Here is a 16,205-nt window from a genome sequence, read left to right on the forward strand (position 1 = left end):
GCCAGCGCGGCCGGACGGTGAAGGTTATTCTCCCGTTGGGAATATCATCGTATCGAGGTCTTTTACCAGTTGATACATCCTGCGGGCGTCTTGCAGGGCCTGTTCCTGGTTTACAAGCGGTATTATCTCTATCTTTGTAAACAGGGGGAACAGCGGCAGCTTTGTCACAATCGCCTCTATCTCCGCGTGGTCGTCCGCGTCAAAGATGGCCGCCGCGCCGCGGCGCCCGGCCAGTTTGCCGCCTGCCAGGACTTTCCCCCTCTTCTTCATCCTCTCGTAGAACTCCCATTCCTTTATCAAGAGTTGAAAGAAATCCCTGACCGGCATCTGGTTAATCTTTTCTATCTCTACCTTTACTAGAAATAGCATGGGAGTTCACCTCGCATTTAATGGACGTTGTAGAGACAGAACCCGCCGCCCGCCACAAATATGGCGTATTTAGAACCTGCGTCGAGGACTGTCCCTTCGCATTATCCGGCATCGGCCCCGACAGTGTTACATGGCCATGCCGCCGTCTACGGTAATTACTTGACCCGTGATATAACTGGCCTCGTCCGAGGCCAGGAAAGCCACCACGCGGGCCACCTCTTCGGTCTCGCCGACGCGGCCCAGAGGCACCAGCTTCAACATCTCGTCCAGGTATTTCTGCTCTATCGCTTTAACCATATCCGTCTTAATGAAACCCGGCGCCACCGCGTTTACCCGCACCCCGCGCCTTGCCACCTCCTTGGCCAGGGCCTTGGTAAAACCAACTATCCCGGCCTTTGAGGAGGAATAGTTGGTCTGTCCCGCCATGCCGACAAGCCCGCTGACGGAGCTTATGTTTATTATCGAGCCGCTCCGCTGCTTCATCATGGGCAACACGGCGGCCTTGGTGCAGTTGAACACGCCGTTCAGGTTGGTATCTATCACGGCCCTCCAGTCCTCTTCCGACATCATCATCAATATCTTGTCCCTGGTTATACCGGCGTTGTTTACCAGGATGTCTACCTTTCCGAGTTCCTTTATGGCATTGCTAATCATCTCTTTTGACCGGGCAAAGTCCGCGACGTCGCTCTGCACGGAAAACGCCTTTACGCCCAGCTTGCTTATCTCGCCCTCAAGCTCCTTCGCCTTCTCCACGTTCTTCGCGTAGCTGAAGGCCACGTCCGCGCCGTTTCCGGCAAGCTCAAGGGCTATCGCCCTCCCGATACCCCTGGTACCACCCGTGACAATAGCCGTCTTCCCTTTTAATGACATGTTACCTTCTCCACGTTTTATAATGAAACAAGCGACAATCCGCTTCCCGCGGATTCATTGGGGCAAAAATTTTGCCCTGGCAAATTATACAGTAAGTCCTATCTTAAAGCCTTCATGGATCGCCTCCATCGCGGTCCTTACCTGCACGCAGTCGCCGATAGTATATATCTCAGGCACGAGACCGTTAAGGTGTTTATGGAGCGAGTCGTCGGATATGTACCCGGTAGCAATTATCACCGTTTCCGCGGGTATAAAAGTCTCCCGGCCGTCCTTTTCATACAACACGCCGCTCTCTGGCTCCTCTTTGACTTCCTTTACCTTTACGGTCGTGACGGCCTTTATGCCTGCGCCCTCCATCTCCCTTTCCATCACCCAGCGTGTGGATATCCCGAAACCGCCGGCGACTCTCCTCTTCATCTCGAGAATGGTGACGTTCCTGTGGCCCCTTGAGGATTTTTCCAATGCGGTCGGCAGGTCTATTATATCATTCTTTAGCAAGAACATCGCCACATCCGGTTTCATACTGCCCAGCTTGGCCACGTAGAGGGCCGTCTCACTGCCTACCGTCCCGCCGCCTATTATAACAACCTCACGGCCAACCGGCACCCTCCCGTCCAGTACGTCCTTCGCCAGCACGATGTTATTCCCGTTTATCCCCGGAATCGGCGGGATGGACGGCGTTGAACCAGTTGACAGTATCAGCACGTTCGGTTTTTCCTTCTTGATTATATCCGGGTTTGCCTCAACGCCCAGGACGACCTTCACCTTTTCCTTCTTTATCTGTCTTTCCAGATATTTTATAACGTTTACAAACTCCTCGCGGCCAGGGGGCTTGTAGGCATAGTGCAACTGACCCCCAAGGATTTTTTCTTTCTCATACAGTGTTACGTCATGGCCTCTCAGCGCGGCCACCCGGGCCGCCTCCATTCCTCCGGGACCGCCCCCTACAACAAGGATCTTCCTCTTCTTTGCCGCCGGTGTTATGGTATATTCTTTTTCCCTCCCTGCCCTGGGATTGTACAGGCAGGTGACGGCCCTCATGTTCAAGAGTTCATCAAAGCAGCCCTGGTTGCATGCTATACACGTCCTTATGTCCTCAAGCCTGCCTTCCTTATATTTATTGGGCAGCTCTGGGTCCGCTATGAGCGGTCTGCCGATGGATACCAGGTCTGTCTGCCCGTCCCTGAGCAGCTCTTCCGCAACGGTAAGGTCATTTATCCTGACAGCCGCTATTACGGGTATGTCCACGTTTTCTTTGATGGAGGTTGCCAGAACCACGTAAGCGGTTCTGGGGATTACCATCAGCATTACGGGTACCTTGCTTTCGTGCCACCCCGGCGACACGTGGAAGGCGTCCACGCCGAGTCCGGCAAGTCTCTGGGCGATTTGTATATTGTCCTTAATCTTCAGACCGCCCTCCATCAGCTCATCCCCGGAGAGTCTAAAGATTACGGGAAAATCCTCCCCAGCGGTCTCTTTGACGGCCTCTATGGTTTCAACGGCAAAGCGCAGCCTTTTCTCCGGGCTGCCGCCGTACTCGTCGTTTCTTTTATTGCTTATTGGTGAGAGGAACTGGTTGATGAGGTATCCCATGCCGCCGTGAATCTCTACGGCATCGAAGCCCGCGTCTTTGGCCCTTTTTGCGGCCAGGGCGTAGTTTTGTATTACCTGTTTTATCTCCGGGATGCTTAAGGCCCTGGACGTGTCTCTGGCCAGTCGTGAGGGCACGCTCGATGCCGATACGGGCTGCATCTTTGAGAACAGGCTTGAGGCATAACGCCCGCCATGGAGTATCTGGGCAGCGGCCTTTGTGCCGTGACGGTGCATAGCCCCGGTGAATCTGGCGAGTGAGGGGATGTAGCGGTCGTCGTCCAGCCCGAGGATGCTCTTCCACGCCTTGCCGTTCTGTTCCGGATAGCACCCGCCGACAACGATGAGCCCCACACCTCCGTCGGCCCTCTCCGTATAGAAATCAACAAAACGGTCATTGACAAAGCCGCCGGTAGTGAAGCCAAGGTCCATTGCCGTCATCACGAGACGGTTTTCCAGCTGCAACGGGCCTATATTTATTGTGTTAAACAGGCTGACCATGTCTCAAGTGTGGAGCACAAAAAATAAAGAAGCAGGGCAAAAGGCCCTGCCGCGCGATATTATAACCATTGAAAATGAAATTACATATCACTTTTTTCCACTACGAGGCTGGTGCAGTTTCCATTCAGGTCGAGAGAGTTGACTATTGCCACCTTTATGTCCTGTTTAAGCTCGTCCCCCAGTACGAAATTCAGCTCGCACTCAGGGTCCGGCACCTTGTAGTTCCTCATCGGAGGGATGGTCGATTTTTCCATGGCCAGCAGGCAAAAGGCCATTTGCATCGCCCCTGATGCGCCGTAACACTCACCGGTCTGAGACTTTATAGAACTTACCGGTACGTCTCTCAAGCCGTCTCCCAGCAGCGCTTTAACGGCCCTGGCCTCTATGAGGTCCGTCTGCTTTGAAGAATTACCGTTTGCGCAGATAAGCCCCAAGGAATCCTTTGATTGTCCGGCCTGTTCAAGAGCCTGCTCCATGGTATTTTTCACTCTCTCTGTCTTTTCTTCCAGGCTGAACCTCCTGGCTCCCATGTAAGCTAGTCCGTGACCGGTGAGCTCCGCATATACGCGGGCTCCCCGCCTGCGTGCATATTCCATGTCCTCTATGACAAACACGTAACTGCCCTCACCGAGGATGAAGCCGTTCCTGCGCTTATCAAACGGGGCGCTTATCTCTGGTTCAGAGTCCTGCGAACCAGCCAGAAGTTTTTGCATAAGAAAGATGATGTAACTGTCGAGCGAGATTTGTTCCACCCCGCCGGCAATGAGCACATCCACCCTGTTTGTCTGTATCAAGCTAAAGGCGTCGCCGATAGCGTCGGCGCTGGACGTGAATCCTGAGGTAATTGTCCTTGAAGGACCGGTGAGTTTAAAAAATACTGAAGCAAAGTTTGTAGAGGAATTCAGTGCCACGTCATAGCTGTCCATGGGAAGGAGCTTTTCAGGCCCGCGTTTAAGGATCTCATACGTATAATCCGTTGTCTGTGGGTAATTGCCGAGGGCTGAACCTATTACAACGCCCGTGTCATCAGGACAGTGATTGCCGTTCTGGAAGAGTTTAGCGTCTTCGAGGGCAAGTTTCGTTGCAGACGCAAGAAATTTGGTACCCTTTGTCAGATATTTAAGGCCCTTGTCACCGAGATATTCAGAGGGATTCAGGCCCTTTACTTCCGCAGCCAGTTTACAAGGATACCCGGAGACGTCAAGGGACGTGATCGGGGCGATACCGGAATGGCCTCCGGCAAGATTCTTCCAGAATTCCTCATGCCCAAACCCCAGCGGAGAGATTATACCGATGCCAGTTATTACGGTCCTTTTCTTCATACCCTACCAAAAACAACGCTGGCATTATTACCGCCAAAGGCAAACGAGTTATTCAAGGCGAATCTAACCTCTTTGTTTCTTGCCTCATTAGGCACGCAATCCAGGTCGCATTCCGGGTCCTTTGTCTCGTAGTTTATCGTCGGGGGGAGTTCTCCAAACTTTATGGCCAGGCAGCACACGGCAGACTCAATGGCGCTTGCCGCTCCCATGGTGTGGCCGATCATTGACTTTACCGAGCTGCATGGAATCTGCGGGGTTCTCTCTTTAAAGACCGTCTTGACTGCAAGGGTTTCCATTTTGTCATTCAGCGGCGTGCCTGTGCCGTGCGCGCTTATATAATCTACGTCCTCATACGAAAGCTTGGCGCATCCCAGTGCCGCCTCCATTGCCCTGATAGCGCCTTCCCCTTTAGGATGGGGAGCGGTCATGTGAAAACCGTCGCTGCTGAGACCGTAGCCCTTTACTTCAGCATATGTGTTCGCGCCGCGTTTTGTTGCATGCTCCAGAGTCTCAAGTATCAGCATCCCCGCGCCGGCCCCCACGACCAGACCCTGTCTGTTTTTATCAAACGGCTGGCATTTCTCCGGCGCCAGGGCCTTCAGGTTGTGGAAGTGCGTAAATTCAGTTTGCGGTACTATGTCGCTTCCGCCGACTACCATTGCGTTAACCTTTCCTTCCTGCAGCATGTCAAAGGCCCAGCACAGGGCATGGTTTCCGGAGGAGCAGGCGTTAATCAGAATGATATTGGGACCTTCTACGTGAAAATCTTCTGCCAGCTGAGTCGATAAGGTCGCCGGGGGATAACGCAGGACCACGTCCAGACTAAACCCGGAGGCCTTGTCACGGGGGTTGTCCCTTAGCTTATGCTCAAAGGCGGAGAGTTCTCCGGCAAGCGTTCCTATGGACATACCGACTTTATCTATTTCCAGGCCCTTGTAGTCAAATATGCCGCTATCTTGAAGCGCCTCCCTGGTAGCTACGTAAAGACAATCGTAAACAGTATATCCGTTCTTGGATGGTGGGGTACCGTTGGAGTTCAGACTTTTTAACTCACAGGCACGGTGAACCTTGTATCTGGAGGTGTCAAAGGTGGTAATTTCCGAGACACCATCCCGGCCATTAAGCATTGCTTCCCAGGATTTTTTTCTGTCCGAACCAATGGCCGTTACCAAGCCGAGGCCTGTCACAACTACTCTGGGCATGATATGGATATCTCTTCTAAAAGACCTTCGTGGTTATCAGGCTGGAGGATTCGTTAAATCTTTCCTTCTTCCCTATCCGGCCCAGGGCCTCCTGGTACTTCCCGGAGGCCTCCAATTTTTGCAGGTTTTCTATGAAATGTGCGATGACTTCCCGCCAGTCCCAGTTGACCTTGAGGGCAAACATGGCGGAGTTGTTATTGTTCAAGGCCTGCCTCGAGTTTTGGAATCTCGCCCTGATGGACTCGGTGGACCATAGCCGCTGCTGCAGGCGCTGTAACCCCTCGGTAAGCTCCTGAATGGAGAGATTGTTAAGGATGTGGACAAGGTGGTGAGACGTGTAATATACCCAATCCTCGGGGAAGTTCGTACGGAAAAGCCTGTTACCACCCTCCAGACGTTTGTAAAGGGGGGTATTGATAAACGGGCAAAGTATGCCGCATGTCATTATGTCAAGGTTGGAACCCAGCACAAATTCCGATACCTCGTCAAAGGTGTCTATAGTGTCGGCATCATTGCCAAATATCACGGTACCCCAGACGGCTATGCCGTGTTTGCGAATGTTCTTAATGGCTTCATAATATTTATCTATGGTTATCCTCAGGTTGACGTGTTTGTTCATCGATTCCAGGGCTTCTTTATTCAGTGACTCTATCCCTATTAGCACCCCCACACAACCACTCCTGACCATGTAATCCAGGGTCTCGTCGTCCCTGAATATATTAAGTGACGTAAAACCGAACCAGTTCTGGTAGATGCCCCTTTCCACCATCTCTTTAAAGAGATTCCTGACCCTGTCGTTTGATTTTTTACTATGGCCGTAAAAATTCTCGTCGGTGAGCACCAGCCCCCGGAACTGGCCCTGAATAGCCTCCATCTCGTCAAGCACGTCCTCTACGGGCCTCTCACGGTATTTGCGGCCCTGGGATTGAGGGACGGAGCAAAACTCACAACTGAAGGGGCACCCGGCAGATGTGGTTATTCCGGAGTAACGGTATTTATATTTCTTCTTCAGAAATTCCCTGTCGGGGTAAACTAACTTCAGATTTTCCAGCGGTGTAAGGCCGCCTTCGTAAAATTTCTGAAGACGTCCCTGTTCAAAATCCGACAGCAGCTTGTCCCAGATGGAAACGGCCTCTCTCTGTACGACACAATCTACGTGCTCGGCCACCTCATTGGGATAAATAGTCGCATGCACACCGCCCATTATTACCGGGATTTCCCTCTTCCGGCAGGCAGCGGCGATCTGATAGGCACGCGGGGCCTGATAACTGACGGACGTTATCCCCACCAGATCCGCTCCCGGGAAACACAGGTTGCCGTTTTCGTCTACGGCGCTCTCCTCGGTTTCGTCTATTACGTCAACCTCCCAGCTATCCGGGGTCAGAGATACCAGGTAGCCCAGGTTTACAGGCATCTGGGCCAACACAGAGACGTTCTCCTCACCGACGTTTCCTATCGGATGGGGATTTATAAGCACAAGTTTTCTTTTGCTTATCATTATGTTTCTTTTTCCCGGTATTCTCTTACGTATAAACTCTACGCTGGATTGTGCCCTCTGGTAAGAACCTTACACACCGGGTGACACTCCCATCAATACGCGCCAGTCACCAATAATACCTGCCCTATGGCGTGGTCTTTTGTGTGGGTTATTGATACGTCCCATGAGCCGACACCCTTTTCCTCGGCGAGTTCCTTCGCCCTCCCATAAAGTTTAAGGTAAGGACGTCCCGAGGAATCATTGAGCAACTCAATATCTGTCCACTTCATCCCCGTACCCAGGGCCTTTACCACCGCCTCTTTTACGGCAAACCTGGCGGCCAGGTGTTCAAACTTATTCCTCTTAGAGAGGCTGTACTCTACCTCCCTGGGGGTGTATATGCGGTCAATAAAGGATTCGTAACGGGTAAAAAGGTCTTTAATTCTTCCAACTTCCACCAGGTCGATGCCTATGTACACACCGATACTCCCCTAGAACTCCTCAAGAGAAAAATAACCCGTGTGTAGGGATTCTATCTATTGTAGTAACAGTTGTCAACGAGAAATTGACTGGTGGACCAGGTTATGCCTTACGCTCTTAATATTGACAGCACAAAGGGATAGCATATAATAGCAACTTCTCATGCATATCCTGGAACCCACAGAAAAAAACCTCAATAAAAACATAGCCCGCCTGGCCATTCCCGCTGCTGCCGAGAACATACTGCACCTGATGGTATTCATTGTGGATATCATCATGGTCGGCAGGCTGGGGACAGAGGCAATTGCCGCAGTGGGGATGGCGGGGGCGCTGAGTTTTGTACTGACCATGGTGTTTGCCTCAAGTTCTGCCGGCACGGTAAGCCTTGTGGCCAGATACTCCGGGGCCAAGGACAAGCCTACCGCAGAGCGAGTGGCGACCCAGTCATTGTTATTGGGACTAGTCTTAGGCCTCCTGGCCTTCCCCCTGCTCTATTTCTCCGCCGTAAACATTCTCTACATGATGAGCGCAGAACCGGATGTGGCCTTGCTTGGCGCCCTCTACTTCAAGATAGTCATATGTTTTCTCCCCTTCAGACTCATAATGCTGGCCGGTCATGCCGCCTTTAGGGGCGCGGGAGACACGCGAACGCCCATGCTGATTACGCTGGTGATGAACTGTCTGAACATCCTATTTAACTGGCTGCTCATATTCGGCATATGGATATTCCCCAGGTTGGAGGTGGCAGGCGCCGCCTGGGGCACCGCCATTTCTTATGTAGCAGGTGCCATTATGGTCGCGGTCATCATCTCCGGCGGCAGGGGGCTGATTACGGTAAAACTGCGCAATGTCCTTTCTCCAGACCCGGACATCATAAAGAGAATAGTCAGGATATCGACGCCCGCGGCCATTGATGCCTTTCTTACCCAGGTGGGCTACCTGGTCTTTTTAAAGATAGTGGCTACGTTGGGCACAACGTCCCTGGCGGCGCATCAGATAGCCATCAGGATAGAGGCCTTCTCGTTTATGCCCGGTTACGCGCTGGCCGTTTCTACGGCCACGCTGGTCGGGCACAGTCTGGGGGCCAAAAACGAAGACCTCGCCCGGCTGAGCATGAGGCGGAGCTGCATCTACGCCCTCATAGTGATGTGCTCGTTCGGCGTCTTGTTCCTGCTCATTCCGGAACCCCTGGCACGCATATTTTCACCTGAACCGAGCGTGTTACAGCTGACCGTAATCTGTGTTATGATTGCGGCGATAGAGCAGCCGGCGCTCGCCATCTACATGGTATACGCCGGCGGGCTGAGGGGAGCGGGAGATACGATGAGCCCGATGTTGATCACCATTATCGGGACGCTATTCATCCACGTGCCCACAGCGTATCTCTTCGGGATAGTCCTTGGCTGGGGACTGCCGGGCATATGGTTCGGGGCGGCGCTTGACTGGATACTACGCGCCATAGCGGTTTGCATACTCTACCGCCGGGGAAGGTGGAAGCGGGTAAAGGTTTGAAGTAAACCATCCTCCATACAATTAGAGGGGAAGAAAGGTGTTTAAAATGGACTATATCAGAAAACCATTGTTTGCCATCGTCTTTACCGTCTTGATTGGATTTAGCCCTGCGTTTCCGGGTATGGAGTCTCGCACGGCCTATGGTATTGAGACAGACAGAAACAAAGAGGCCTTGTTAGAAACAAAGAAATGCCAGGGGTGCGACCTGCATGGTGTTAACCTGGCGGGGTTGGAACTGCAAGGCGCCAACCTGAGACGCGCCAAACTTGTTGAATCAAACCTTCAGGGTGCCGACCTGAGTGGGGCTGACATGAAGATGAGTCTCTTGAGGCGGGCCAACCTTGCCGGCGCTAAAATGGTTAATGCCGACCTGACAGGTGCATACCTTCTGGGCGCCAACCTGGAAGGAGCCAACCTTAAGGGAGTTGACCTTGCCAGTGCCACTCTGGATAATGCCAATCTGCAAGGCGCCAATCTGGAAGGCGCAAACCTGGCCTTCGTCGGTGTTGGAGAAGCGGACTTTAAGGGTGTAACGGGCCTTACCCCGGGGCAGAAAAAATATCTACGGTATGAAGGCGCCAAAAACGTACCCGAATGATAGGAAACGATTACACGGTTCACTTGACCTAATAACAAATTTTTGCCGAGCAAGCTCTGCCGCTACATCGTTGTGTAGGTGTCATTCTGAGTTTCTTGAGCGAAGAATCTATAATAATGTTAGATTTTCGGGGGTGCCGCAGGTCTTTAGACCTGCGGAGAAGGCGAATCCGCCTCTGGCGTGACTTCGATCGTTCAAGTCCCTCAGTAATGACATTTGCGCAGGGATTTCAGGGCCGAAGCAGTCTAGTCCTTCTTTGCCACGCCCTTTTTCGACAGTGTGACCCAGTCCGACCAATCCTCCCACTCGACAAACCGGGTCTTGTCGGTAAGCCAGTACTCGGTGCCCTTCCGCGTGCGGTTACAGACCATGTAGTCGGTGGTCTTGGTCTGTCTCTGGACGACGGGCCTGTAGTAATGGCATTCTACCTGGTGGAAGACTATCTTGGACTTGTCCTCTACCGGTATCAATTCCAGGTCCTCCGGTGTCAGTTCGCCCTTTTCGAGCATTTCCTTCGGTACGGCCACCTCGTACACAAGTTTCTCTTCCACCTTTATCGTCGCCATCTCCGGGTTGTAAGTCTCGTCCGGCACGGGGATAGTCGGGGCATTTCCCGTCATGAATATGTTCCGGCTGTAGGTACCCTGCACGGAGGTCTGGCAGGTCAAAATAAAAGAAAGCGCGCAGATTGCAGATACTGCGAGAAGACATCCCCTTTTTGAGAACTTCATTTCTTAAATACCCTCCCATTAGACACGAACCGTAAAACCTAAAATTCTTGAGATATTATAGTCCTGGTACGGGCCTCAGTCAATAAGCCCTTTTACGTAAATATCCTGCTGTAAAGCAATTGACGCATAAGGTCAGAGGTGCTATATTTCGTAGACAATTTTATTGTGAGGGGACTGGTGGAAGAGGCTATCCGCAAGGCGGACACACTCATAGAGGCCCTGCCGTACATTAAGGCCTTCAGGGACAAACTGATTGTAATAAAGCTGGGCGGCAGCGCCCTGGCCGCGGGGGGTGAACTGCGCGGGCTTCTTGAGGACGTCATCTTCATGAAGACGGTGGGCATGAGGCCCATACTCGTCCACGGAGGCGGGCCCCACATTACCGAGGAAATGGCAAAGAGGGGCAAAAAACCCAAGTTTGTTCAGGGACACCGCGTTACCGACCAGGAGACACTTGATATAGTGGTAGACATCCTGATAAACGACGTTAATAAGGGTATACTGGACGAGCTTAAGGGTCTGGGGGACGAGGGAGTCAATCTGTGGAGGAATGGGCGTCCCCCGCTGAAGGCTGAACAATATATGGCAACGGACGAGGGTGGTAAAAAGATAGACCTGGGCCGTGTGGGGGAACTCTTGTCGATAGAAGAAAAGGCGTTTCGTAAGGCATGCAATGCTGGTAAGATACCTGTAATAGCGCCGGTTGCGCGGGGCCGGGACGGCCTGTTAAATGTAAATGCTGACAATGTGGCGTCCTTCATGGCCGGTTCCTTGAAGGCCGAGAAGCTGGTGTTTCTCTCAGACACGCACGGTATTATGACGGACCCTTCTTGTGATGATACCACGGTATCCAGCCTGTCGAAGGCTGAGGTAATGTCGCTTGTCGCGAGCGGGGTAATCGCGGGCGGCATGCTGCCCAAGTCATGGGCGTGCCTCAGGGCGATTGAACATGGGGTGAAGAAGGCCCACATAATTGACGGCAGGATACCCCACTCACTTCTACTAGAGATATTTACGGACAAGGGGATAGGCACACAAATAGTGCTATGAGCAACGCGGGTCGGACGAAATTCGGCAGGTTCTTCATAGTCATTGGTAACGGGTTTCTGAATTTCGCGCAATCCGTGGGCGAGATGTGCCAGTTGCTGGCCGCATCCATACTGTGGTGCCGGGCGGTGTTTAAGAACCTGGACAAGGTTCTCGCCCAGATGGGCAAGGTAGGTGCGGACACGCTGCCCATTGCGAGCCTGACGGCGTTATTTATCGGGTTCGTACTCGCCCTGCAGATGGGCGTCGCGCTACAGACGTATGGCCAGGAAAAAAGTATCGGCGCGGTTGTGGCTATATCTATGGCACGAGAACTGGGTCCGGTCCTGACGGCTATACTGGTCATTGGGAGGATAGGCGCCGCCATTACCGCCGAGCTAGCCACAATGAGCGTCTCTGAAGAGATTGATGCCATGAAGACACTTGGCATCAATCCCGTGCGCTATCTGGTTATGCCCAGGCTCCTCGCCTGCGTCATCATGTTGCCGTTGCTGGTCGTCTACGTGGACCTGGTGGGAATGATAGGCGGGGCCGCCGTGGCAAAGGCATATTTCGGCGTACCGTTCTTCATATACATTGAGAACCTAGAGGAGTGGCTGACCTTTGGGGATATTGCTCAAGGGATGGTAAAGGGGGCGGTCTTTGGCGTCATTATTGCGATAGTAAGCTGTCAGCGCGGGCTCGCCACGGTAGGCGGACCCGGCGAGGTGGGTCTTGCCACGACCAACTCAGTGGTTTTTTCCTTTGTAAGCGTTTACATATCCAATTATTTTGTTACCAGGCTATGGTTACTGCAATAAATTCAGAGATAAAAGAGGTCGAAGGAGAGACGGCAATTGAGGTGCGCCAGCTACACAAATGGTTCAGAGGTAATCATGTCCTCAGGGGCCTCGACCTCAAGATTTACGACGGAACATCGACTGTCATAGTAGGCGGCAGCGGTGCGGGCAAAAGCGTACTCCTAAAACATATAATCGGTCTGGCCAGGCCCGCTTCGGGCAATATATATATCTACGGCGAGGAGCTCACGGGCAAGACTGGTAAGCATCTTGAGGCTATTCAGCGGAAATTTGCAATGGTCTTTCAGGGTTCGGCGCTCTTGAACTCTCTTACGGTGGCTGAGAACGTTGGTCTTGGCCTCACCGAACAGCGCAGGTTCAGCAAGAAACATATAGCTGGGATTGTGAGGGAGAAGCTCGCCCTCGTGGGGCTTGAGGGCAAGGACTCACAGCTCCCCGGGGAATTGAGCGGCGGAATGAAGAAGAGAGTGGGGGTAGCCAGGGCACTGGCGATGGACCCTGAAATACTCCTGTTCGACGAACCGACCACGGGCCTTGACCCGGTGATGGCCGAACGCATAGACACACTGATAGACGACTTGAAGAGCAAATTAAAGAAGACGACTGTCATAGTAACCCATGACATGGATTCCGCTTTTAAGTTGTCAGATCGTATTGTTATGATATATGATGGTAAGATAGTGGAAGAGGGTTCACCTGAGGAGTTCTTGCACAGCACAAACCCGGTGGTCGAACAATTTACAAGCAGGTTTAAGAGGCAAGGGGCTAAGGAAAACCCTTGATACAGGGAGGTGTGTCGTTATGGCGTCACCGGCACAGGCAAAAAAGGTTGGTATATTTTTCATCATCGGTATGGTCATACTTGGGCTCATAACCTTCAGGGTAGAGCAGGTAGGACGTTTTTTCAAAAAGCACAACGATTACAAGGCCTATTTTCAGAGTTCCAAGGGCCTGAAGAGGGGCTCAAGGGTAACCCTCTCCGGGATGGACATCGGGGAGGTCAAGCGTGTAGACATTGAAGCCGGTAAGATACTGGTAACGATGGCCGTTGGCAGAAATATTCCAATCAGAAAGGGTTCTGTCGCGGTAATCGTCCCCGATTTCCTGTTCGGCAAGAGTTACATAGACATAAGCCTGGTACCGCCCAATAGACCCCCGCTCCCCCCCGGCAGTGTGATGGAGAGTGCTAACGTCCCCGGATTCAGTGACATGCTGGTGAAGCTCGACCTGGCAATGGGCAGTCTTGACATCCTCACCGATACCCTCAAGAGCGCTCAGACAATCCTGGCAAGACTGGAGCGCGGGGAGGGTACAATAGGAAAACTATTTGCCGACGATGAGATATTCGACGATCTCAAGGGCACGGTAACAAACGCCAACGAGATTATGGAAAGGATGGCCCGTGGAGAAGGAACTATTGGCAAACTCCTGGTGGACGACAAGTTCTTTGACGACCTCAACGAGGCGGTAACTAACGCAAACGTAATCATGGCCAAGATGGCCAAGGGTGAGGGCACCATGGGCAAGCTAATCGCAGACGAGGAACTCTTTAATGACCTCAACGAGGCTGTAGGAAATGCCAACATCATCCTAGGCAAGATGGTCAGAGGCGAGGGTACCCTGGGTAAGCTGGTCAGGAGCGAAGACCTTCACGAAGACCTAAAAAATATGATGGCCAACCTGGCAGAGACGGTTAACGGGTTCAGGGCCATGATGCCGCAGGGCGCCTTCAGCAGTGTAATGTATAGTTCCTTCTAGGGGGTGCATCTACTAATCTACCGATTGCTGGTACATGAAGGCAGCCTTCTCCAGGAGAAGGCTTGTAACTTCCTGTGTGGACTCTTCCACTATTGTTGGCAGCTGGGTCTCGTCCGTAAACGATTCCATCGGGACGCTGTAGACGTTATACCTCTGTTCGCTTCCCCAGTAGGTGTAGACCCAGACGTTGGCCGTCTTGATAGTGCCGTCGGAGAAGAAATCGAAGAAGACCAGCCAGCCCTTCAGGCCCAATAGATCGTTCTCGGCCAGCTGCCTCCGCAGCTCCTCGATGAACGGTTTTTCAAAACGTTCCTTTGCCGCCATCGCCTCTTTCTTTTCCCCAGCGGTGAAATCGCGTGCGGGAAGGCTCCTCACCCCCTTCACAAAACCAACACCCCATTCCTCCGACATGCCTGTGCATCCGGTAAGGAAAAGCGCCAAGAGTACAACACAGGTTAGTTTCATCTTGTATCTTTTAACATCACACCTTTGGTGTGGCTTTCCGTCTCAGGCGGATTCAACCCCTCGGAACGACTAGTACAAAACGTACGTAGAATTTTCCAACAATTTAATAACATCTTCCGAACTCAAAAGCAATTATAATAATATATCGAGCCCATGACAAGGGCTGCGGCAGCGCACTATGTCACCTTGAGAAAAATCACTTCGAAAGAGGTTATACTTGATTGTGCTTTTTTGGTGTGCGATAATACCGCACTCAGCCGCGACATGATTTAAGGTAAGGCCAATGAAAGTTGACACTAACAGCACAATAGAAAGCTTCAAAAGGTACGTCATGCCGAACTACATCCGGAACCCGGTGGTGCTGACCCGGGGCAAGGGCGTACACCTCTGGGATAGTGACGGTAAGAGGTATCTGGATCTGTTTTCCGGTTGGGCAGTAAGCAACCTGGGACACTGTCATCCCAGGGTGTCAAATGCCGTCAGCAGGCAGGCAAAGCTCCTGGTCCATGCCCCGAATATATTTTACACAGAGGCCCAGGGCGGGCTGGCCAAACTCATATCAAACAACTCCTTCGGCGGTCTGTGCTTCTTCTGTAACAGCGGCGCCGAGGCCAACGAGGCCGCCATCAAGCTGGCCAGGATACATTACAGCCCCCTGGAAAAGTATAAGATAATCACCATGCACGACTCCTTCCACGGGCGTACCATGGGGGCGCTCTCTGCAACCGCGCAACCAAAGTATCATAAGGGCTTTTCGCCGATGCTTGAGGGTTTTACCTTCGTACCGTTTAACGACCTCGACGCGGTGAAAGAGGCCGCTGACGACAAGACCTGCGCGGTAATGCTGGAGACTATACAGGGGGAAGGCGGGATAAACATCGCATCACAGGATTATCTAAAAGGTCTCAGGCGCCTCTGCGACGAGCTGAGGCTGCTCCTCATCCTGGACGAGGTCCAGTGCGGCATGGGGCGGACGGGTAAATACTTCGCCTATCACCACTATGGGATAACACCCGACATTATGACGCTGGCCAAGTCTCTGGGAAACGGTACGGCCATTGGCGCGATGGAGGCGAGGGCCGGCCTTGCCGAGAGTATGGTCCCCGGCAGTCATGCCTCCACCTTCGGTGGCAACCCGCTTGCCTGCGCCGCCGGCATAGCCGTCTTTGAGACCATCCAAATGGAAGGGCTGTTGGAGAACGCCTCGGAGATGGGAAGCTATTCCATGGAGAGACTGAATTCCCTTGCAGAAAAGTTCCCCGGCATTATAAAAGAGGTGAGGGGTATTGGCCTTATGATAGGTATTGAGCTGCATAACGAGGGCGCGACTATAGTAAAGAAGTGTATGGAGAGTGGCCTCCTCCTTAACTGCACACACGAAAACGTTATCCGGTTTATGCCACCGCTTAACGTGAAGAAGAAGCACGTAGACACCGGGATAGACATCCTGGAGGGCGTGCTCGAAGAATGTAAGTAAATGTTT

16 protein-coding genes are annotated in these 16,205 nt (G+C 52.5%); 7 read left to right on the plus strand and 9 right to left on the minus strand.

Annotation, left to right across the window (positions count from 1 at the left end; all coding sequences use genetic code 11):
- Positions 1 to 24 precede the first annotated feature (24 nt).
- From NOU37_01825 to acpS, 7 genes are all read right to left on the minus strand, one after another.
- Positions 25 to 369 carry a muconolactone Delta-isomerase family protein gene (locus tag NOU37_01825; GenBank protein MCQ4573972.1) on the minus strand — a complete coding sequence of 115 codons (345 nt, stop codon included), beginning with the start codon at positions 367 to 369 and terminating at the stop codon, positions 25 to 27.
- A gap of 126 nt (positions 370 to 495) precedes the next feature.
- Positions 496 to 1,239 (minus strand): 3-oxoacyl-[acyl-carrier-protein] reductase, encoded by a 744-nt coding sequence (fabG, locus tag NOU37_01830; GenBank protein ID MCQ4573973.1) that lies wholly within the window; start codon positions 1,237 to 1,239, stop codon positions 496 to 498.
- A gap of 84 nt (positions 1,240 to 1,323) precedes the next feature.
- The gene (locus NOU37_01835) at positions 1,324 to 3,330 is read right to left on the minus strand and encodes an FAD-dependent oxidoreductase (GenBank protein ID MCQ4573974.1); all 2,007 of its coding nucleotides are present in this window, start codon (positions 3,328 to 3,330) and stop codon (positions 1,324 to 1,326) included.
- A gap of 80 nt (positions 3,331 to 3,410) precedes the next feature.
- Positions 3,411 to 4,652, minus strand: coding sequence for a beta-ketoacyl-[acyl-carrier-protein] synthase family protein (locus tag NOU37_01840; protein ID MCQ4573975.1), 1,242 nt, complete (start codon positions 4,650 to 4,652; stop codon positions 3,411 to 3,413).
- Positions 4,649 to 5,854 (minus strand): beta-ketoacyl-[acyl-carrier-protein] synthase family protein, encoded by a 1,206-nt coding sequence (locus tag NOU37_01845; protein ID MCQ4573976.1) that lies wholly within the window; start codon positions 5,852 to 5,854, stop codon positions 4,649 to 4,651. The genes NOU37_01840 and NOU37_01845 overlap by 4 nt, the downstream gene beginning before the upstream one ends.
- Before the next feature lie 16 nt (positions 5,855 to 5,870).
- Positions 5,871 to 7,352, minus strand: coding sequence for a radical SAM protein (locus tag NOU37_01850; GenBank protein ID MCQ4573977.1), 1,482 nt, complete (start codon positions 7,350 to 7,352; stop codon positions 5,871 to 5,873).
- A gap of 92 nt (positions 7,353 to 7,444) precedes the next feature.
- Positions 7,445 to 7,810: a holo-ACP synthase gene (acpS, locus tag NOU37_01855; GenBank protein MCQ4573978.1), complete on the minus strand. Its 366-nt coding sequence runs from the start codon at positions 7,808 to 7,810 to the stop codon at positions 7,445 to 7,447.
- A gap of 163 nt (positions 7,811 to 7,973) precedes the next feature.
- Between acpS and NOU37_01860 the strand changes: the two genes are divergently transcribed.
- Positions 7,974 to 9,323 (plus strand): MATE family efflux transporter, encoded by a 1,350-nt coding sequence (locus NOU37_01860; protein ID MCQ4573979.1) that lies wholly within the window; start codon positions 7,974 to 7,976, stop codon positions 9,321 to 9,323.
- A gap of 46 nt (positions 9,324 to 9,369) precedes the next feature.
- Positions 9,370 to 9,921 carry a pentapeptide repeat-containing protein gene (locus NOU37_01865; protein ID MCQ4573980.1) on the plus strand — a complete coding sequence of 184 codons (552 nt, stop codon included), beginning with the start codon at positions 9,370 to 9,372 and terminating at the stop codon, positions 9,919 to 9,921.
- A 245-nt stretch (positions 9,922 to 10,166) separates the two neighbouring features.
- Here NOU37_01865 and NOU37_01870 read toward each other — a convergent pair whose 3' ends face one another.
- On the minus strand, positions 10,167 to 10,652 hold the full coding sequence (locus NOU37_01870; protein ID MCQ4573981.1) for a hypothetical protein: 486 nt from the start codon (positions 10,650 to 10,652) through the stop codon (positions 10,167 to 10,169).
- A gap of 138 nt (positions 10,653 to 10,790) precedes the next feature.
- Between NOU37_01870 and argB the strand changes: the two genes are divergently transcribed.
- The 4 genes from argB to NOU37_01890 are packed head-to-tail and all read left to right on the plus strand — an operon-like array spanning position 10,791 to position 14,257.
- The gene (gene argB, locus NOU37_01875; GenBank protein MCQ4573982.1) at positions 10,791 to 11,702 is read left to right on the plus strand and encodes an acetylglutamate kinase; all 912 of its coding nucleotides are present in this window, start codon (positions 10,791 to 10,793) and stop codon (positions 11,700 to 11,702) included.
- Positions 11,699 to 12,499 (plus strand): ABC transporter permease, encoded by an 801-nt coding sequence (locus NOU37_01880; protein MCQ4573983.1) that lies wholly within the window; start codon positions 11,699 to 11,701, stop codon positions 12,497 to 12,499. The genes argB and NOU37_01880 overlap by 4 nt, the downstream gene beginning before the upstream one ends.
- The gene (locus NOU37_01885) at positions 12,484 to 13,281 is read left to right on the plus strand and encodes an ABC transporter ATP-binding protein (GenBank protein ID MCQ4573984.1); all 798 of its coding nucleotides are present in this window, start codon (positions 12,484 to 12,486) and stop codon (positions 13,279 to 13,281) included. The genes NOU37_01880 and NOU37_01885 overlap by 16 nt, the downstream gene beginning before the upstream one ends.
- A 19-nt stretch (positions 13,282 to 13,300) precedes the next feature.
- Complete coding sequence (locus NOU37_01890; GenBank protein MCQ4573985.1) at positions 13,301 to 14,257, plus strand: MlaD family protein; 957 nt, start codon at positions 13,301 to 13,303, stop codon at positions 14,255 to 14,257.
- A gap of 12 nt (positions 14,258 to 14,269) precedes the next feature.
- Here NOU37_01890 and NOU37_01895 read toward each other — a convergent pair whose 3' ends face one another.
- Entirely contained in the window at positions 14,270 to 14,722 is a 453-nt protein-coding gene (locus NOU37_01895; protein MCQ4573986.1) for a hypothetical protein, read from the minus strand.
- Positions 14,723 to 15,005: 283 nt separating this feature from the next.
- On the opposite strand from NOU37_01895, the gene NOU37_01900 reads away from it, so the two are divergent.
- Positions 15,006 to 16,199, plus strand: coding sequence for an aspartate aminotransferase family protein (locus NOU37_01900; GenBank protein MCQ4573987.1), 1,194 nt, complete (start codon positions 15,006 to 15,008; stop codon positions 16,197 to 16,199).
- Positions 16,200 to 16,205 lie beyond the last annotated feature (6 nt).

This window comes from Candidatus Bathyanammoxibius amoris (assembly GCA_024451685.1).
In the GTDB taxonomy this organism is placed as follows: domain Bacteria; phylum Planctomycetota; class Brocadiia; order Brocadiales; family Bathyanammoxibiaceae; genus Bathyanammoxibius; species Bathyanammoxibius amoris.